18 protein-coding genes and 1 pseudogene are annotated in these 19,961 nt (G+C 34.0%); 12 read left to right on the top strand and 7 right to left on the bottom strand.

The genetic code is table 11. The features are described from left to right. Nucleotides 1–56: 56 nt before the first annotated feature. From BAQ49_RS07865 to BAQ49_RS07855, 3 genes are all read right to left on the bottom strand, one after another. Nucleotides 57–971, bottom strand: a complete 915-nt coding sequence (locus tag BAQ49_RS07865; protein WP_071744873.1) for a superoxide dismutase — start codon at nt 969–971, stop codon at nt 57–59. Nucleotides 972–1,077: 106 nt separating this feature from the next. Beyond that, complete coding sequence (locus tag BAQ49_RS07860) at nt 1,078–1,569, bottom strand: YpuI family protein (RefSeq protein WP_071744872.1); 492 nt, start codon at nt 1,567–1,569, stop codon at nt 1,078–1,080. 22 nt (nt 1,570–1,591) lie between these two features. Next, complete coding sequence (locus tag BAQ49_RS07855; protein ID WP_071744871.1) at nt 1,592–1,981, bottom strand: hypothetical protein; 390 nt, start codon at nt 1,979–1,981, stop codon at nt 1,592–1,594. A gap of 186 nt (nt 1,982–2,167) precedes the next feature. Here BAQ49_RS07855 and mprF point away from each other — a divergent pair, with 186 nt between their 5' ends. After that, nucleotides 2,168–4,756 carry a bifunctional lysylphosphatidylglycerol flippase/synthetase MprF gene (gene mprF, locus BAQ49_RS07850; RefSeq protein ID WP_071744870.1) on the top strand — a complete coding sequence of 863 codons (2,589 nt, stop codon included), beginning with the start codon at nt 2,168–2,170 and terminating at the stop codon, nt 4,754–4,756. Nucleotides 4,757–4,760: 4 nt separating this feature from the next. On the opposite strand, the gene BAQ49_RS07845 is transcribed toward mprF, so the two are convergent. Next, nucleotides 4,761–5,555, bottom strand: coding sequence for a DUF8832 domain-containing protein (locus BAQ49_RS07845; protein WP_071744869.1), 795 nt, complete (start codon nt 5,553–5,555; stop codon nt 4,761–4,763). 175 nt (nt 5,556–5,730) lie between these two features. On the opposite strand from BAQ49_RS07845, the gene deoD reads away from it, so the two are divergent. The 4 genes from deoD to BAQ49_RS07825 all read left to right on the top strand — a co-directional run bounded on the left by deoD (nt 5,731) and on the right by BAQ49_RS07825 (nt 9,412). Next, nucleotides 5,731–6,438: a purine-nucleoside phosphorylase gene (gene deoD / locus BAQ49_RS07840; RefSeq protein ID WP_000110707.1), complete on the top strand. Its 708-nt coding sequence runs from the start codon at nt 5,731–5,733 to the stop codon at nt 6,436–6,438. A gap of 202 nt (nt 6,439–6,640) precedes the next feature. After that, nucleotides 6,641–8,458: a sensor histidine kinase gene (locus BAQ49_RS07835; RefSeq protein ID WP_071744868.1), complete on the top strand. Its 1,818-nt coding sequence runs from the start codon at nt 6,641–6,643 to the stop codon at nt 8,456–8,458. Between the two features lie 107 nt (nt 8,459–8,565). Then, nucleotides 8,566–9,096, top strand: a complete 531-nt coding sequence (locus BAQ49_RS07830; RefSeq protein ID WP_071744867.1) for a tyrosine-type recombinase/integrase — start codon at nt 8,566–8,568, stop codon at nt 9,094–9,096. A 121-nt stretch (nt 9,097–9,217) separates the two neighbouring features. Next, nucleotides 9,218–9,412 (top strand): DUF3924 family protein, encoded by a 195-nt coding sequence (locus BAQ49_RS07825; RefSeq protein WP_002149425.1) that lies wholly within the window; start codon nt 9,218–9,220, stop codon nt 9,410–9,412. A gap of 216 nt (nt 9,413–9,628) precedes the next feature. On the opposite strand, the gene BAQ49_RS07820 is transcribed toward BAQ49_RS07825, so the two are convergent. Then, nucleotides 9,629–10,474 carry a DUF72 domain-containing protein gene (locus BAQ49_RS07820; RefSeq protein WP_071744866.1) on the bottom strand — a complete coding sequence of 282 codons (846 nt, stop codon included), beginning with the start codon at nt 10,472–10,474 and terminating at the stop codon, nt 9,629–9,631. A 161-nt stretch (nt 10,475–10,635) separates the two neighbouring features. Between BAQ49_RS07820 and BAQ49_RS07815 the strand changes: the two genes are divergently transcribed. The 3 genes and pseudogenes from BAQ49_RS07815 to BAQ49_RS07810 all read left to right on the top strand — a co-directional run bounded on the left by BAQ49_RS07815 (nt 10,636) and on the right by BAQ49_RS07810 (nt 13,725). Further along, entirely contained in the window at nt 10,636–11,901 is a 1,266-nt protein-coding gene (locus BAQ49_RS07815; protein ID WP_071744865.1) for a PAS domain-containing sensor histidine kinase, read from the top strand. A gap of 243 nt (nt 11,902–12,144) precedes the next feature. Further along, nucleotides 12,145–13,076, top strand: a pseudogene (locus BAQ49_RS33460) (Gly-Xaa-Xaa repeat protein); the annotation flags it as partial. A 220-nt stretch (nt 13,077–13,296) separates the two neighbouring features. After that, complete coding sequence (locus BAQ49_RS07810; protein WP_071744864.1) at nt 13,297–13,725, top strand: hypothetical protein; 429 nt, start codon at nt 13,297–13,299, stop codon at nt 13,723–13,725. A 124-nt stretch (nt 13,726–13,849) separates the two neighbouring features. Here the strand turns inward: BAQ49_RS07810 and BAQ49_RS07805 are convergent, their stop codons facing one another. Continuing rightward, entirely contained in the window at nt 13,850–15,892 is a 2,043-nt protein-coding gene (locus BAQ49_RS07805) for a transglycosylase domain-containing protein (protein ID WP_071744863.1), read from the bottom strand. A 311-nt stretch (nt 15,893–16,203) separates the two neighbouring features. Between BAQ49_RS07805 and BAQ49_RS07800 the strand changes: the two genes are divergently transcribed. The 3 genes from BAQ49_RS07800 to BAQ49_RS07790 all read left to right on the top strand — a co-directional run bounded on the left by BAQ49_RS07800 (nt 16,204) and on the right by BAQ49_RS07790 (nt 18,752). After that, on the top strand, nt 16,204–16,824 hold the full coding sequence (locus BAQ49_RS07800) for a DUF47 domain-containing protein (protein WP_000231445.1): 621 nt from the start codon (nt 16,204–16,206) through the stop codon (nt 16,822–16,824). Between the two features lie 11 nt (nt 16,825–16,835). Beyond that, a complete protein-coding gene (locus BAQ49_RS07795) occupies nt 16,836–17,834 on the top strand; it encodes an inorganic phosphate transporter (protein WP_071744862.1) in 999 nt (332 codons plus the stop codon). Between the two features lie 117 nt (nt 17,835–17,951). After that, a complete protein-coding gene (locus tag BAQ49_RS07790; RefSeq protein ID WP_071744861.1) occupies nt 17,952–18,752 on the top strand; it encodes a sulfite exporter TauE/SafE family protein in 801 nt (266 codons plus the stop codon). 293 nt (nt 18,753–19,045) lie between these two features. Here the strand turns inward: BAQ49_RS07790 and BAQ49_RS07785 are convergent, their stop codons facing one another. Beyond that, nucleotides 19,046–19,273 carry a hypothetical protein gene (locus BAQ49_RS07785; protein ID WP_071744860.1) on the bottom strand — a complete coding sequence of 76 codons (228 nt, stop codon included), beginning with the start codon at nt 19,271–19,273 and terminating at the stop codon, nt 19,046–19,048. Between the two features lie 170 nt (nt 19,274–19,443). On the opposite strand from BAQ49_RS07785, the gene BAQ49_RS07780 reads away from it, so the two are divergent. Continuing rightward, nucleotides 19,444–19,956: a Crp/Fnr family transcriptional regulator gene (locus tag BAQ49_RS07780; protein WP_071744859.1), complete on the top strand. Its 513-nt coding sequence runs from the start codon at nt 19,444–19,446 to the stop codon at nt 19,954–19,956. The last annotated feature ends 5 nt before the right edge of the window (nt 19,957–19,961 follow it).

Genomic DNA, 19,961 nt, shown 5'->3' with positions numbered 1-19,961 from the left:
AATATGAACGAAATCTTCCTTCCACCTCCAATAAAAAAGACGCATGGGATATGCGTCTAATACGGCGTCCATTCAATTTGCTTTGCACTTTCAAATCTCTTTTCTACATCAGGCCAATTTACAACATTCCACCAATTTTTAATATATTCATCTTTTCGATTTTGATATTGTAAATAATACGCATGTTCCCATACATCAAGTACAAGGAGTGGTATCGTATCCCACTGTGTAAACAATTGATGAAGCGTGCTTTGCAAAATTTCTAACCTTCCTGAACGGGGTACCCATACAAGAATCGCCCATCCTGAACCTTCCACTTTAGAAGCTGCTTCTGTGAAATGCTTTTGAAAACGTAAAAAACTTCCGAAATCTTGCTCAATTTGTTGTGAAAAAGCCCCTCTCGGACTTCCACCACCATCTTTTTTCATGTTATTCCAAAATATCGTGTGTAAGTAATGACCTGATCCATGAAAAGCCGCTTCTCTTTCCCAATGCTTAATTAAATCAAATTGATTTGTTTTTCTCGCTTCTTCCATCATCTTCTCTGCTTTATTTAATCCTTCCACGTAACTACGATGATGTTTATCATGGTGTAACATCATAATTTCTCGTGAAATGTACGGTTCTAACGCACTATATGGATAAGGTAATGGTGGGAGTGTATGCCCCCCAATCGGAACAGCTCGTTCGCTATCCCCTCTTTCACATAGTTCATATTCCTCTCCTTCTTGCACAAATACCTCCTGTAAATGGTGTTGAATATGTTCTACATCATCACTTATTTCATACATAAACTCGGCATCTGTGTCGTATTCATGCTCTTTCATACGATCTAATAGCGTTTGAATTTTATAAGCAAGCATATGGACATCATACACTTCCATTGCACGGCTATCTAATACTTGAAGAACACTTTCACACCAACTTTCTACTTCATGAAAGTAATCTGTAAATACACCTTGCTGACTCATGTCACACCTCCTTGATGCTATCCACTTTAACTATATTCAATTAAAATCCCTTATATAACTGGACAAAAGGAAAAGAAGCTAAGTGTCCTTAGCTTCTTTTCCTTAATCAATATTTGTGCAACATTTTTGTTTGATAATCTGTCTCATAATATTCTAGTTCTTCACGCATCAATTGAAATTTCCCTTCTAAATCCTTCATCATTCGTTCTATAGATCCAGGTGGTGTTTGCTGAAAAACAATAGAATTTTCCCCTGTATAAGCGGAACGACTATTTTCATACCAATGATCATTCTTTGGTGAAAAAAACTCTGCAATTACTTGATGATAAATCTTATATAAAACTTTTTCAGCTGCTGTCTTTCGAAATGGCTGGCTATTCAGCAAAACAAAACATGCATCAAGTCCTTCTTCACAAAAAACAAGAAGTCTCCTTATTGACCCTAATATCCCTTTATAATATTGCTCGTTTCCTGTTGGTGTTTCCTCCAATAAAGAAGGTAATGTATGATAATTTACATAATTAGTTATTAAGGAAATGACATCTTCTAAAAATATAGAAACTTGTTCTGTTTGATTTTCAACCATCAAATTAGACATGGCTTCTCTCTCCTTTGCCGTTTTACGCTATTTCCACTCTTTTATTTTTATGTAATTCAGCTAATATTTCTTGTACTTTCACCACTGTTCCTTCGTCAAAGTATCGTTGAAAGTCTGTTACTTCATTGAGATACAAGCGCTTCTGCGCGCGTAGCTCTTTATTGTTCACTAAACAAGCGATTGCTACAATATCTCGTAAATATACGTCTTGTTCTTCTACTTTATAAACTGGATTTCCTTCAAAAGGGGTAATTTCTTGTAAAATTTCTTCAAAATATCGAACATATAAGACAGAAAAGGTTTTCTCTTGATTATTTAATACATATGTCACTTCAGATCTATTAAAAAAATCTTCTGATGTATTCGGTTTTGCTTTTTCTAACTCATATCCTGCATAACCTATTATAACCATCTACTTCCCCTCTCTTCCTTCTTTCACCTTATTTTAACCCAATTTTCCGATAAACGAAATATTCTTTTAAATATAACCTATATAAAAAATAGCTTCCCTATACAGGAATTTACCTTTTTATTTTTCTTGAAGTTTGTCATAATAATATTATTGTCTCAGTTTTCTTACACAAGGAGAGTTGTATTTATGTCGTTTTCATGGAAACGTTTCTTACAGATTGGGAAAATCATCTTCCCATTTGTTGTCTTAACAATTGTATTCTTTCAGGCTAAAAAAGAATTAGCAGGTATTTCTTTTTTAGAAGCGATCCAAACCATTAAAAACATTCCAACTGGAGGAGTCTTTTTAGCAATTACACTCGGTGCATTTGCCGTATCAACAATGTTCTTTTATGACTTTGTTATGCTTCGTTACTTAAAAGCAGATATACCTGTACAAAAGATTTTCCGCATTTCATGGATTGCTAACACTTTAAATGGATTTATCGGTTTTGGTGGTCTTGTTGGAGCTGGTGTACGTACAATGCTCTATCGTCCGCATATAAAAGATAATGGAAAACTTATTAAAAGCATTGCCTGGATGACAACTGCATTTATTAACGGATTAGCTATTCTTTCATTCCTCGGTCTCATCGGAATATTAGATACAAGATTTATTCTGCACGAAAAACCGTGGTTATGGCCTGTTCTTATCTTCTTTGCTCTTTTCGTTCCTATATATATTGGGTTTTCTAAAATTAAAAATAGAAAAACAAAACAAACTGAAGGACAAGAGAATGATGAAGAAGAAGAGAAAAATCCAACTGTTTTATATTCATTAGTTTCATTAGTCGAGTGGGTCTCTGCCGGCATTGTTATGTATGTCATATTAATATTGTTTGGAATTGATATCGACTTTCAAAAGTTTTTAGGTGTCTATGTAATTGCGGCTTTAGCCGGTGTCGTAAGTCTTGTGCCCGGTGGCCTTGGATCGTTCGATCTTGTTTTCTTAACTGGACTAGGACAATATGGCGTTGATACAGGGGTACTACTACCTGCTATGTTATTATATCGCCTTGTCTATTACATATTACCATTCTGCCTTGGTCTCATTTTTGCAGCCTTTGAAATGACAGGAGCGGCCATTAAAAAAATTGAAGATAAACCATTTATTGCACCTGCTTTAGAAACAACTGGTGTGATTTGGACTTTACAACGTGATTTTTTAGGGAAATTAGGTTCATGGGCATCCGCTGCTTTAACAGTATTTGCAGGCTTAATGGTTATTTTGTCAACCATTCTACCAACAAGTATCAATCGAGCTCACGCCTTACATATTTTAGCTCCAAAGCATCTAATTCAATTTTCTTTTAGCTTATCATTAACATTTGGGATTCTCCTCCTTATTCTTTCACGAGGAATATATTATGGAACAAAGCGTTCTTACTATATGACGATTGTTTCTTTAATTGGAGCGGCAATCTTTAATACCTTAAAAGGAATTGATATTGAAGAAACCTTTATTTTATTAATCGTACTTGCTGTATTATATATGCTTCGTAAAAGATTTGTACGAGAAAAAATGGAAGTCTCTCTTTCTGATGTCGTAAAAGTTCTTCTATTCTTATTGCTAACGTTATATTTATATAAAAACTTAGGTATTTTATTTGCAGGTGCAAAAGAAGCTTTCAAACCTGATTTTGTCGTTCGGAATATTACACAAGTTAAACGAAGTGCATTAGCAGCCGCCTTTTTCGTTCCTACTTTTTTACTTATCGGTTCACTAATTGCCAATCGTTACCGTAGTGAATTTCCCGGGCAACCAGCCAATGATAAAAGGTTAGAAAACTTCTTAGAGGAACATGGCGGGAATGTACTTAGTCATTTAGGTTTTTTAGGAGATAAACAGTTCTTCTTTAGTAGTGATGGAAAAGCACTTCTTCTCTTTTCAATTACTGGAAAACGTCTTGTTGTACTTGGTGATCCAATTGGTGATCCATCCTCCTACCGTACTGTGTTGCAAGAATTTTTAGCTGAAGCTGATCGATTTGGGTATATTTGCGTATTTTATCAAATTGAAAGTAAATGGATGAGCTTATACCACGATTTCGGCTATAACTTCTTTAAACTTGGCGAAGAGGCTGTCGTTGATTTAAATACGTTTACAATAACAGGGAAAAAACGTGCTGGTATGCGAGCTACTTTCAACCGTTTTGAACGAGAAGGTTATACATTCTCTATTCATGAGCCACCATTCTCAGACGAATTATACGAGGAATTAAAGAAAGTGTCTGATGCTTGGCTTGGCGGAAAAAAAGAAAAAGGATTTTCACTTGGGTACTTCGATCGTGAGTATATTAGCCGTGCCCCTATCGCTACTTTATCTGATGCAGAAGGAAAAATAATTGCCTTTACAACCTTTATGCCAGTATATCAAAGTGGCATATTATCTGTTGATTTAATGCGTTATTATCCAGACGCTCCTAGCGGCATCATGGATGCAATTTTTATCCACTTATTCCACTGGGCAAAAGAAAATGAATACCATTCCTTTAATATTGGTATGGCACCACTCTCAAATGTCGGTTTATCAACGCAATCGTTCTGGTCTGAACGAGTTGCCGCTGCAATATTTAATAACGTTCGTTACACATATAGCTTCAGCGGTTTACGACATTTCAAAGAAAAATACAAACCTGCATGGAGTGGAAAATATTTAGCATTTCGAAAGAATCATTCTTTACCAATTACAATGCTCGCTGTAACAAAATTAATAGGAAAACGAAAAAACAGCTAAGTACTTAGCTGTTTTTTCGTTTTTGCACTTGTATACTAAACTCTTTTGTATACTTCTTACCATTTATATAGAAATCTCCCCATATTTTATATGTTCCTTCTTCAGGAAATGTAATTCTATATTGTAATTGTTCATCCATATCAACAGGAATCGCGTATAAAAAATGCTCCCTCGTCTCATCAACTATATAAAGAGCGTTGACTTCTCCTCTTCCTGAATTTAATTTCAACTTTTCTCCCTTTTTCGCTTGAAACTGAAATGTTAATGTCGTTGCCTCATTCGGATGTAATGCACCAAATAAAAGAGACACTTGATGCTCTCCTATATTTTTTGTAAGTACAGTATCGACAGGTAGTTTCTTTTTATTCTTGTCCTTGTTTTTCTCCTTTTTTTCTTCACCAAAATCTTTCTTAGAAAATGATTCCACGGACTTGTTTTCATCTTCATACAAAAATATCGTGTACTCTTCACCTTTTGCTACATCTGAAGATAGCTTATACGATCCATTTCCAGCAAATATAGGCTTCGTTTGTTGTATGTTTTTCAAATTCCCATCCACTATCACCGCTCGAATTTGATCGTTCACACCACGAACTTCATTATTCATTTTATTTAGCAATTGAAACGAAATATCTGCTTTTTCATTTCCCTTTTTATTTTTCACATCCCATTTCACTTCTTGAACATCTCCGGTCGTTTCTACAGTTTCTTGATATTTTTTTATGTAAAATCCTCCTGCCACAATAAGTACTAGTGCAATAAGCCCAATGACAAGATTTTTCAAAATATCACCTACCATTTTTATTGTCTCTATCCATGCAAAACTTCTTATATATTTATTCTAGGTGATGATTCATGAAATCCTCCTATTTTGTACACATTACAAATATTAAAAAGGTTTTGATTGACAGGATTCGTAGTGTATAATGCAAATGATATTGATTTCTATCAATACATAATAAGGAGGACTTTTCATGAGTGTACATATCGAAGCAAAACAAGGCGAAATCGCTGAATCTATTCTATTACCTGGTGATCCATTACGTGCAAAATATATTGCTGAAACATTTTTAGAGGACGTTACTTGCTATAACAACGTACGTGGCATGTTAGGTTTCACTGGAACTTATAAAGGAAAGCGTGTATCTGTTCAAGGTACAGGTATGGGTGTTCCTTCTATTTCTATTTATGTAAACGAATTAATTCAAAGCTACGGCGTGAAAAATTTAATTCGTGTTGGAACATGTGGTGCAATTCAAAAAGATGTTAAGGTACGTGACGTTATTATTGCGATGACGGCTTGTACAGATTCTAATATGAACCGCTTAACATTCCCAGGTTTTGATTTTGCTCCTGCTGCAAACTTTGATCTTTTAAAGAAAGCTTACGATGCTGGAACAGAAAAAGGATTACACGTTCGTGTTGGTAACGTATTAACAGCAGATGTATTTTATCGTGAGAGCATGGACATGGTTAAAAAACTTGGAGATTACGGTGTATTAGCAGTAGAGATGGAGACGACTGCTCTTTACACATTAGCAGCTAAATATGGTGTAAATGCATTATCCGTATTAACAGTAAGCGACCACATCTTCACTGGTGAAGAAACAACATCTGAAGAGCGTCAAACTACATTTAACGAAATGATTGAAATCGCTTTAGATGCAGCAATTCAGCAATAGTACACTAAAGAACTCGTCATACGTCTGGCGAGTTCTTTTTTATGCTACAATACTTCGACAGTCACTGCACCTTCTCTTTATGTGACTTTCTATAAAAAACTACTTTAGAGAGAGACAGATTTCTCCCCTCTATTTTTTTGATAACCTTTGTTATAATTAAGAAATCATTTATATTACAGTATTTTTCATACGAGGTGAAACAGTGAAGAACAGAAGCATCGTCTTTAAACTATTTTTATTAACATCAACTTTATTTACAATCATATTTCTCCTTTTTTTCCTTGGACAATCTCTATTTTTAGAGAAGTTTTATATTAATAAGAAAGTAAAAACCGTTCAAACGGCTTTTGAAAAATTCGTAGATAATTACGAAAAAAGCGCTCAAGACTTTGAGGACACTAGAAAATTAAAACAAGAATTTCATGATAAAACAAATGCCGAAATCCAATTTTTAGATTCTAACGGAATTATTAAAAGTGAAAACAGTTTTTACATTGATGTGATTAACCCTAACAATAATAAAACCTATTCCATCCCCCTTAACAATCTTTTAACACCAGAAGAATATAATAAATTCGCAAACTTAGGATTAAAAAAAGATGGAATAATTTATGTAGACGGACTACTCCAACCGAATAATATGATAACACCTCTAGAATTAATAACTAATAATACTAGATGGGAAAATGAACAATTCAATTCAGATTTTCAATCTATTAGTGGTAATCCATCTAAAAATAAACTTAAAAATCGATATAATGATACTGGTTCTCCAATCGATTTTACTGGGGTAATATCTAAATTACAGCTTCCTTCCAAGACTGAGGTTCGTCTTGCAAAGGATTTTGAAACATTACAAGCTGTTCAATATTTTGCAAGAACTATTAGGCAAGGTGCTTCTAATTCAAATCAATTAAACACGTATATTTTAGATAGTGGGGAAAATATAAAAAACAGTGTCTTTGTAAAGCCTATTATGGAAAACGGAGAAATTAAGGAGTACGCTTTTGCGATAGCATCTTTACAACCCGTTAATGAAGCGATGCTCGTTTTAAAAGATTATTATGTCTATGCCTTAATTATCGTGTTTCTCGTTATTATTTTGTTATCCTTCTACTACTCAAAAATCATTGTTAAACCATTAATTAAGATAAATCGCGTTACAAAAAAAATGGCCAACTTTGATTTTAGCGAGAAGTTACCTGTTACAGCAGACGATGAAATTGGTGGGTTATCAGGTAGTATTAATACACTCTCTGTAAATTTAAAAGATCGAATCGACCGATTAAATGTTGCCAATACAAAATTACAACAAGATATTGAACGCGAACGTCAATTAGAAAAAACGAGAAAAGAATTCATTTCTGGTGTATCTCATGAATTAAAAACACCACTTAGTGTTATTCGTAGCTTCGCTGAAGGTATTCAAGATGGCGTAAGTAGAGATACGACATATTATACAAATGTTATTTTGGAAGAAACAGATAATATGAACAGGCTTATTGTTGAAATGTTAGAATTAGCAAAACTTGAATCTGGTACGTACAAACTAGAAATGTCGACATTCTCAATCGGTGAATTAATTCAACAAATCTATACAAAATTATTATTTAGCATGGAGGAAAAACATTTACAAGTGGACATACATGCTGACTCTTCTCTATTTGTTAAAGCAAATCGTAGCCGTATTGAGCAAGTAGTTGTAAACTTACTTAGCAATGCAATTCGATACACTCCAGATGGAGAAAGAATACACGTCTCTGTTGTAGAAACGGAAGATAATGTGAAAATTGAAATCGAAAACACAGGTAATCCTATTCCAGAAGAAAGCCTTGAAAAGATTTGGGATCGCTTCTACCGTTTAGACGCTTCTCGTAGCCGTCATACTGGAGGTACTGGTCTTGGGTTATCTATTGTGAAAAACATTTTAGATCTCCATCACGCCGAATACGGTGTGTATAATACTACTAATAGCGTTGTATTTTATTTTAATTTACAAAAAGTAAAAGAAGTCAAATAATTTGTCTTAATTTCACTAGGAGTTCACATGAAATTCACACTCTCCCTTTATAGTTAGAAACAAGTTAATCCTTTCCTTTACACACATAAAAGAGGAGAGTGCGTGAAATGAAACAAGCAGGACAACCTATTCAAAACGAAAAACAATTAGAAACTATCAAAAATATACTTTTACAATCTTCGAAACGTGATGGCTTATTATTCGTATTAGCTGTAAATTCTGGCTTAAAAGTAAGTGAAATTTTACAATTAAGAGTCAGTGATGTAATCGATGAAAATGAAAATGTTCGCCATTCCATTTTATTTTACAATGAAAAAGTAAAAAAACATAAATGGTTTGCTGTAAATGAAGACTTACAGCACGCAATCGAAGACTACATGAAAGAACGTAAAACTTGGAAACGCAATGAACCATTATTAAAGTCTCAAAAAGGGACAAAGTCTATTACGAGACAACATGCATGGTACATTTTAAACAAAGCTGCAAAAGAAGTTGGATTAGAAGGGATTAGCTCACATACACTTCGAAAAACTTGGGGCTATTGTGCATACAAATCAGGTGTTGATATCGCATTTTTACAACACTTCTTTGACCACAGTACTCCATCAAAAACTTTAAAGTATATCGGTATTGCTTAATAACTCTTATACATAAAAAAGGTTACCATTTATAAATCTGGTAACCTTTTTTATATTTCATATTCTCTTTCCTTGTCTCTCCTATACTGTAGTGGTACTCTAATAGTAAGGGGGAGAAATTATGAACACATTAACAATTGAATTACCGAAAGAAACGGCTGAAAAACTTGATTTATTAAAGAAATCTTATGAAAAGAAAACAGGTGCTACCATTTCTGAAAGCACTCTTGTTCAAACGCTTATCTCAAAGGAATTTATCCAAGCGATAACTCCTTTTGATTTACAACAATTCGTCAATGGAAAAGAACAGCAGTAATCGCTGTTCTTTTTTTTATTTATTTTCAAAATATCAAAAGTTTTTTATTTATTTTTCGAAAAACTATTGACTATGATAATGATAACCATTATCATTTATTATGAAGCCAACAATTGATGAATCAACCAAACGCTCAGTAACATTGTTACCCCTCTTTTTCATATAGAAAAGCACTGTACATTCCCCCTGTTTGTGCAGTGCTTTTCTTGTTTGTATTTATTCAAATAAATTTAATTGCTCCGGTTTCGGTTCACCATATGTAATATTCAACATTTCCATCAATTGTTTTGCATTATCCGCGGCATCTCCACCTGAATTATTATTAAACAAAACAAATATATCCTTCGTCTTCTTTTTCAATCGCTCTAATCGTTCTACCCATTCCGCCAACTCTTTACTATTATAACGATATAAACAGCGAACCGCTCTCCAATCTTCTCCTTTATCCAGCCAACCATGGACATTTCGGCCATGAAAACGTATTAACGCCATGTCCGAGTTTGTTGCCTCTAATACAAGCGGTACTGATCCTATTCCTGCCTGAGGCTCATCACAAATTGTATGAATCCATTTTTCTTTTTCTAAAAACTGTAACGTCTTATCTCTCATTTCTGGATAAAACCATGTTTGATTTCGAAATTCTATTGCGCATGGTAAATCTTCCATTTTTTCTTTCGTGTATCGAAGTAAATCTACATTTTTCACTTTACAATCAAACCATGGTGGATATTGAAATAAAATCATTTTTAATTTATTCGCTTCTATTAAAGGAAGAATGGATTGTTTATACACATCAAACATCTCATCGAACGTAGAAAAAGGGATTTCCCCTTTCATATGTCCTGTCATTCCTTGATAGGCTTTTACTATAAAAGAAAAATCTTTCGGCGTTTCCATCGCCCATTTTGTATAATTCCGCGCAGGTTGTATCGCATAAAATGAACTATCTACTTCCACAATGGGAAAATGTTCACTATAAGTTCGCAATTTATTTCTATTTTCATAGGGATTTACATATAAAGAATCATGATCTCCCCATCCCGTTACTCCAATAAAAAGCAAACGAATTCCTCCCTTCTCAACTTCAGCCTACACTCATTCTATATTACTTCACAAAAATACCATCCGACCAATTTCACAAAGTAGCTCTTTCTTTAAGAGTATCTATATAAAAATATGATATACTAGATGGAAGAATTTTTAAATTGAGGGGTTATTTATTTATGCTTCAAGACGATATTATTTTATCTCATGAAAATCGAATAAAAGAGTTAGAAAATAAAGTGCGGTTATATGAAGAGCTTGTAAATCAATTACCACATCATTTCACATATAAAAATCCACATATTGGTTTGCAAATAAAAAAAACGAGAACATCTCATTCTATTCAACCCATACAACAAAAAGATAAAGAGCCTACATTTCAGCTTACTTGCGATTCACTATTTTTATTTGAACAACTCGAAAAATATTTTGTTCATATTTTCGATGCATTTTCGCATCACGTCACTTTTATTGATAATAAAGGTAACATTACATTATGTAATCAAGCTGCTGCAGATGATTTTGGTGTCATACGAAATTCTATAATTGGGAAACCAATTCAACAGTTATTAAACTTACCTGAAGAACAAATTAAAGCTATTGAAACGTTAAAAACGGGAACCGAAATATATAATGAAGAAGTATTGGACAAAAACTACGGCATCGTAAACAACCGCATTATTCGTGATTATAATGGAGAGATTTTCCGAGTTATTAGTGTATTTCATTATTTAAATACAGAACGTGATGCCGAAAAGTTTTCTCTAGCTGGTCGAATTGCTGCTGGGATTGCACATGAAGTACGAAATCCTCTTACAACGGTACGTGGATACTTGCAATTTCTACAAGATAGCGTTTCTCCATCCAATAAAGAATTGTTTAAAAGTCTACTCATTCCTGAATTAGATCGTGCAAATAGTATTATCACAAAATTTTTAGCCATTTCAAAAACGCGTGAATTTACTAGAGAACCTTTTCCGATCAATACGTTTTTACGCGAATATATTCAACAACTACTTGCTAGTGAAGTTTTTTTGCACAACATTTCTATTGACTATGATTTTTCTACTGAATTAGATGGTGTACTCGTCAATATTGATCGCCATGAACTCGTGCAAGTTTTTTTAAATTTATTTCAAAATGCTATCGATGCTCGAGGCGAAAGACCTCTTTCCATTCAAATCTCTAGTTATCGCCTAGATAACTTTGTTCGGATTACTTTCACAGATAACGGAACTGGGGTTCCTCCAGCTATTCAAGAATATATCTTTGATCCATTCTTCTCAACAAAAGATTCAGGAACAGGACTGGGCTTGTCAGTAACGAAGAAAATTATTCAAAATCATAACGGTACATTAAAAATGTCTAGTAATCAAAACGGTACAACTTTCACTATTTCTATTCCAATTTTACCTAAAGCGAACTATGAACGAATTAATCATTAAAAAGGTTGTGCTGTTCCACAAACTGCACGCAAATTGTTAGATATAATTTAACAATTTGCGTGCAGTTTTTTTATTCTAGCCTATTCTTTTTTAACTCATATAAATCTTTCTCTATCTCTTCATTGTTCTTTGTTTTCAAAATATAGGTAAACTTCTTATTTTTTTGAAATAGTAGTTTGTCCCTCACGAATTCAGTTTAGTTTTCATTTTATTATATAGTAACGACTATTTATTCTATAAAAGAAAGGGAAAGTATTTTATGGTAATGATTGTTGCGAAGTAAGAGCTTGCAGTTATATTAACATCTCTAAGGCAGAACTAAAAGAGTATGCTAGACTTCTTCAAGCTCTTGGTCATAGTATTCAAGCTGTATTTCAAAACCCTTCTCAAGAAAACATCGATAAACTAATTGCTCTCCTGAATAATCTTCAAAAATTCCTCAGTTGCTTAGATTTATCACCTGCACAAGAAAAAATTGGTAGTTCTATTATTGCTAACTTATTAACTATCCTAAAGTCCTCACCTTTCTCATGCGGAGCATTGTACGTTGAGCTACAAAGTTTGCTTAATTATTTATTGTATATTACTAAGTTATTCAAAATCGATTGCTGTACTATCGATAAACTAGTTAAGCTTATTACAGAAATTCAAGCTATCCTAGTTCAATATGGATCAGGTTCCTTGGTGGAGGAACAATAGGACCTGCTGGTGCTACTGGCGCTCAAGGTGCTCAAGGACCTGCTGGTGTTACCGGTGCTACTGGACCGGCGGGCACACCAATCCCTGTAACTATAGCAGCAATAGGAAACTCCAATGCACAAACTATATTTCCTGGAACAAACATCCAATTCAATCAAGTTTTTGAAATAAATAATATAACTTTTAACGACACTTCAGATACTTTAACTATTCTAGAAACAGGAGTATACGATATTAGTTTCTCAGCATCTACAACCTTCCCGGGTTCTTCACCATTCGGGTTCGGTATTTCATTCAACGGTCAACCACCTACTCGCAATTTTTCAACTAACGTTATCGGTAGTGCTGTTTCTTTCTCTACAATCGTTACTTTACAAGCTGGTACAACAATCGCTGTACAACCTACAGCTAATACTATTTCTATTCCTAACACTGGTGACACAACAGCTACACTATCAGTCTTCCGAATTTACTAACTTTTAGTTTTTATCTTATTTTTGAAAGACCAAGAATATTTGGTTTATAGTAATTTGTATTATTTTGATTGTATGTTAAATCTCTCTTTTAATAAAAAGGAGTACTTATTTTGGAGGATAAGTACTCCTTCTTTACGTTTCTTTACTTCAAATTTACTTTAGCTTAATTCTCTTTTTGTATGATAAATAGTGAAGACAAAGACATGAAAGAGGGATGATAATGAGAATTATATCACTGACACGTTTTTGGTTTGTTCTTATGGTATGCATAATTTTATGTATAGGATTTCTTTTAACTCTAAAATATTCAAACATTTCAAAAGCAGAAAGAAAAACAGTTCCATACGAACTTCTGTATACAAAACAAAACGACATCCCGTATTCCTCTTCCACACAAAATGAAAAAAAGGTTATAAAAGGAATGCTTATTACAGAAGCTTCTAGTTACGAAGCGCTACTTCAAATTGCTGAAACGATTAAAGATCAGTATACAAATAAAGAAATTGATGAAATCACACTTTCTATTCACAATAAAAATAATGGTAATTATGAAGAAGAATTACCTTACGAACCTATTAGTATAGGTACCGTAATCGTCACATACGATTCTCAATCCTTTGGCAGTACGAATATTATACTTAACGAGTAATATCATTTATCCCAATTGATATGTACTAATAACAAGTAAAGGTATGCAAAGATTTCCACCGATTAAAGTTTCACTTTATTTTCCATACGAAAAAGAGGCGAATTTCGTTATTCGCCTCTTTCTTTTACCAAAATGATGGAATCCACTCTTTCACTTTGTCAAACCACTCTTGTTGCTCTTTTTTTCTTTGTTGTTCCTCTTCTTTTCGTTTTTCCTCTTCTTCTTTCCTTCGTTTTTCTTCCTCAATCATTTTTAATTGCTTTGTATAATCCGCCTCAGGTATTAGTGATAACTGAAATGCCTTTTGAGCTGGATTTCCATTCGCTTTCTTCATAATGTCCCGGAACATTGTCGTTGTAATTTGGCTGCCTCCTGGCACATAATGCTCACTATCTGTTTTATCATACCCTACCCAAATCGCACCTACTAAATCCGGTGTGTATCCAACAAACCACGAATCCTTCGCACCAGTGCTTGGTCCATTTACAAGCTGGGTAGTCCCCGTTTTGCCTGCGGTATCGATATTATTAACTTTCGCTTTTTCACCCGTTCCCCTTTCAATAACACCTTTTAATAAGTATGTCATCTTTTGGGCAACTTTCTCGTTCGTCACACGAGTTTCTTTCTTATACCATTTTCCAATTGTTTCCCCTTCAGCATTTTGGATTTCTCTAATAGCATGAGCTTCTACTTGGACACCATCATTTGCCAATGTGCTATACGCTTGAGCCATTACAAATGGAGAAGTCCCTACATGCATACCTCCTAAAGCAATCGGATACGTACGATCTTCAGGCTCTAATGGAATACCAAACCGCTCTAAAGATTTCAATCCTTTATCTAATCCAATTTGCTCTAATAGCCAAACTGCTGAAACATTATATGACTTTGCCACTGCTTCATACATTGTCACATTGCCATGGAACGTATGATCACTATTTTGTGGTGCATATTCTTTAATATTAAATGGTTCATCTTTTAAAACATCGTATACTTCATATCCTTGCTCTAACGCTGGTACATACACTGCAAGAGGCTTTAACGTTGAACCGGGCTGCCTTTTTAATTGTGTCGCATGATTAAACTGTAAAAATTGATATGGACCTCTACCTCCAACTAAAGCTGGAACACCGCCAGTTTTGGGATTCATAAGGACCACTCCAGTTTGCATAAGCTGATCTGAACCACTATCTTTAAAATAACTATCATTATTCACAACATCTTCAACCGCTTGTTGTTTTTTCGGGTCAAGTTCCGTATAAATACGATAACCACCTGCTAAAATTTCATTTTGTGTTAATTCATACTTGTCCATCGCTTCTCTAACAATATAATCTACGTATTGAGAGTATTTTCCCTTATATTTATCGTCAACACCACGTCGTAATACAAGACCTGATTCTTTCTCCTGATTATATTGTTCTTCAGAAATATATCCTTGTTCCTTCATTAAACTTAATACGACATTACGTCTTTCAATGGATTTATTAAAGTTTTTATACGGCGAATACGCAGATGGCGCTTTAATTAATCCTGCAATCGTTGCAGCTTCTGAAATTGTTAAGTCTTTTACATCTTTATCAAAATAAGATTTGGCTGCTCTTTTTATCCCCCAAGCACCTTCACCAAAATAAATTTGATTCATATACATTTCTATAATTTCATCTTTTGAATAAGTACGCTCTATTTTTTTTGTTAAAAAATATTCCTTTATTTTACGTGAGTATGTGCGATCTTGTGTTAAAAATACATTTTTTGCAAGTTGTTGTGTAATTGTACTACCACCAGCCACAACTTCACCAGCTGTAATGTTCTTAAATACAGCGCTTATGATTCCACTATAGTAAATGCCATGATGACTAAAAAATTCCTTATCTTCTACTGCAACAATTGCTTGAACCATAATATCAGGAATATCTTTCCTTTTGACCCCTTCTGTTTTAGAAGAAGCTAATTTAGTCGCAACTTCATTATTTGCATCATAAATTAAAGTCGGTTGTGGTACAGCTTGTTTTAATTCAGATATATCTTGAATGGAAATTATTATATTTACAGCAATAAATAGAGTAACGAGCAAACTTCCCAATACAATTAATGAATTGCGTAGTTTTTTCCTCTGATTGAACCACTCAAGCGTTTTTTTTAAGTGAGTGTTCTTCAATTTCATTCGTTCACTTCCTTCGTTTGTTTACACGCTTCTTTTTAAAAGGAAGAATATACCTCCTTTTAAATTTATTATAATAACGTAGTCTTTCCTATAGTGTAAAGCTTTTCTTTCACATTCATACTTTTTACAAGAAAAGGACATTCTACAAGTAAGATATTCACCATTAGTATTGATATTATTAATGCAACAATGTGAGTTATGTTAAGTTTTTGTAAACTTTTCGATAAAATGTTTTAAAAAACGACAGTTTTTTGTTAGAATTGACTAGCCAATATATTTTACATATATTACTTTTGTGGGGGTAACTAATAATGGTCTTTAAATCAAAAAAAGATAAATTTTCTGAAATGCTAATGAATGTTTCCGAAAATTTAAAAGAAGGCGCGCAGTTTTTCGTGGAGTATAAAATTAAAAATGCTAGCGATTTAAAAGAGTTTTCTATGCGCATGAAAGAGTATGAGTCAAAAGGTGACTCATTTATTCACGAAATCATTATGGAGCTAAACAAAGCGTTTATTACTCCTATTGAACGTGAAGACATCCTACAGCTTGCAATGAGTATGGATGATGTATTAGACGGATTAGATCATAGTGCTGGTCTATTCGAAATGTATTCTATTACAGAAGCTGATGAATACATGATTAAATTCGTAGAAGCAATTAATCAATGTGCGATTGAAATTGCAAACTCTGTTGAATTACTGTCTAAAAAGAAATTAGTCGATATTCGTACAAATGCGATTAAGATTAAGGATTACGAATCACAATGTGATGATATTCGCCGTCATGCGATTAAGCACTTATTCTCTCGTGAGAAAGATCCGATTAAAATTATTCAATTTAAAGAGATTTACGAAGAGCTTGAAGAAGTAGCTGATAGCTGTCAAAGCGTTGCAAACGTATTAGAAACAATCATTATGAAGAACGCGTAAGGAGTTTGATCATGGATACACTCTTGATACTGACCGTTTTAGTAGTCATTTGCGCTTTAGCTTTTGACTTTATCAATGGATTTCACGATACAGCAAACGCTATTGCAACGGCTGTTTCAACGAAAGCTCTAAAGCCTAGACATGCAATTATTATGGCAGCTCTTATGAACTTTTTAGGTGCGATGACATTTACAGGTGTAGCAAAAACTATTACAAAAGATATCGTTGACCCATTTGCTTTACCTAATGGTTCTCTTGTAATTTTAGCTGCTTTGCTTGCGGCAATAGCTTGGAATTTAATCACTTGGTACTATGGTATTCCAAGTAGTTCTTCGCATGCAATCATTGGCGCAATCGCTGGTGCAGCAATTGCTGCTGCTGGTGTTAACGCATTAAACTATAAAGGGTTTATAAAAATTCTTGAAGCTTTAATCATTTCACCGATTATCGCTTTTGTTATTGGTTATATCGTATATAGTATTTTTAAAGTCGTCTTTAAAAACTTTAACTTAACGAAAACGAACAAAAACTTCCGTATATTCCAGATCTTCACTGCAGCATTACAAGCTTTTACACACGGTACGAATGATGCACAAAAAGCAATGGGAATCATTACGATGGCTCTTATGGCCAATAACTATCATACTTCTGACGACATCCCTTTCTGGGTACAATTAGCTTGTGCAACTGCAATGGGGCTTGGTACTTCTGTCGGTGGGTGGAAAATTATTAAAACTGTCGGTGGACAAATTATGAAAATTCGTCCTGTAAATGGTGTAGCTGCCGATTTATCATCATCACTTGTTATTTTCGGTGCAACATTCATTCACTTACCGGTTAGTACAACGCACGTTATCTCTTCTTCTATTTTAGGAGTTGGTGCTTCACATCGTGTGAAAGGTGTAAAATGGGGAACTGCAAAACGCATGTTAATTACATGGGTAATTACACTTCCTATTTCAGCTTCTTTAGCTGCGTTATTTTACTACTTATTACACTTAATCTTTTAATCAAAAGTCGTCTTCCTTATTTTTCCAGGAAGACGACTTTTTTGTGAACAAGTCTATTTCTTATTAAAAAGCGTGTATAATGATTGTTGGATAAGTTATATAGAGGAGTTGGCAATTTTGGAATACATCATGTTACTTTTCATCGGATTAATCGCCGGGACAGTCGGGAGCCTAGTAGGGCTTGGGGGCGGAATTATTATCGTTCCGTTATTAATTGGATTACACAGTTTATCACCACAACTCGCAGTAGGAACTTCTATGGTAACAGTCGTTTTTACAGGGCTGTCTTCTACCCTTACATACATGAAACATAAACGGGTAGATTATAAAAGTGGACTTATTTTATTTATCGGGAGTGGCCCTGGTGGTATTATCGGGTCATGGGCAAACAAATTTTTAAACCAAGATACATTTTCTTTATACTTTGGGATTTTTCTTATATTCGTCTCCATTCTTCTTATGTTACGGGACAAATTGAAACCTCTTTCCTTATCAAATATGACTGTAATTAAACGATCTTTTACAGATAAAGAAGGAAATACTGTAGACTATCAATTCCCACCATTTCTCGCTATCTTTATCGCCTTTATAGTTGGATTTATATCCGGATTATTCGGAATCGGTGGTGGCGCCTTACTTGTGCCAGCGATGATGCTCCTTTTTGCGTTCCCAGCACACATTGCTGTAGCAACTTCGATGTTTATCGTATTTTTATCAGCAATTGTAAGTTCTGCAACTCACATCTCCCTTGGAAATGTTAGCTGGATCTATGCATTAATTTTGATTCCTGGTGCATGGATTGGCGGAAAAATCGGGGCTTATATTAACACAAAATTAAGTGGTAATGCCGTAATTAATTTATTACGTATCACATTAATTATTCTTGGAACTAGATTAATCATTACTTCATTTTTATAACGCGTTCTTTCTAGAATGCGTTTTTTCTTATACACATGAATATAAAAAGGCTCCTAGGAGAACAAATAAAACTAAACAAACACTTAATAGCATAAAATTTGAAATATGTACTTTCTTCAAGTTGATCACTCCTATAGCTACGACTGTTATCTTTATGATAGCGAAAAAACAGGTCGCATGCAGTTACAAAGTGCTAACAATGCAAAATCATTTATTACAAATTTTATCCTTATATTTCATTTCTTTGTATAATCTATCGATTCAATAAAAAAAGATGTCATATTGACATCTTTTTAGTGAAGAAGTGACCATCCCATAAAGTCTTCATGTACTTGGCACGCCCTCTTATCATTTCGATCATATAATTCAGCATAACTATCTGTTTCTTCATCATAAGCCATCGTATAAATAATTTGGCCGTCTATTTCAACGGATAAAACGACTCCACCATTCATCTCTTCTACATGAATGGTAGCATTCGCCGGAATTCTCATATCCGTCATCTTCATCGCATCTAACAATATACTAAACCCCCTACAGCGTATTCATTGCTAGTACTATTACACACTAAATAGTATACTACTGTAATAGCATACATTTCGTCAATGAAATTGCTGTTTAAAAAGCATATTGTCTTGATACATATACGCTAAAATATAAGAAATAGAAATGTTTTAATGGGGGGCTAACATTGATTCTACATAAGGGAGATGTATTATTCCGTCAAGGTGAGGACGGTCCATTATATTTTATAAAAACAGGTTTATTAAAAGTTATTCGGTTAGAAGCAGACGGAACACCATTTTTATTTAATATTATCGTTCCTGGTGAAACGATACCTCACCATTCTTTAATTTCACCGAAGGAATATCACGGTACAGCTATCGCTTTAATGAAAACAGAAGTTGAGCCTATAATTAGCAATGAATGGTACGGTCAACTTCAGGAAAATCCTGCATCGTATGAAAATATCGCTACGCAATTACAATCGAAATTAAGAATGATGCAACAGCGTATCGATCAATTGACAACTGTCTCTCCTAAAGAGCGCCTTCATCGTTTACAAGAGTGGTTCACCTTATATTTAGGTGACATTCCTATTTATGAAATATTAACACAAACTGAAATTGGTCAACTTATAGGTGTACGCCGCGAAACAGTAAATCGCTTATTAAGAGAACAAGCAAAAAACGAGGTAAAATAATACCT

This window comes from Bacillus proteolyticus (assembly GCF_001884065.1).
GTDB lineage: Bacteria > Bacillota > Bacilli > Bacillales > Bacillaceae_G > Bacillus_A > Bacillus_A proteolyticus.
This window is presented reverse-complemented; position numbering and strand designations above follow the sequence as displayed.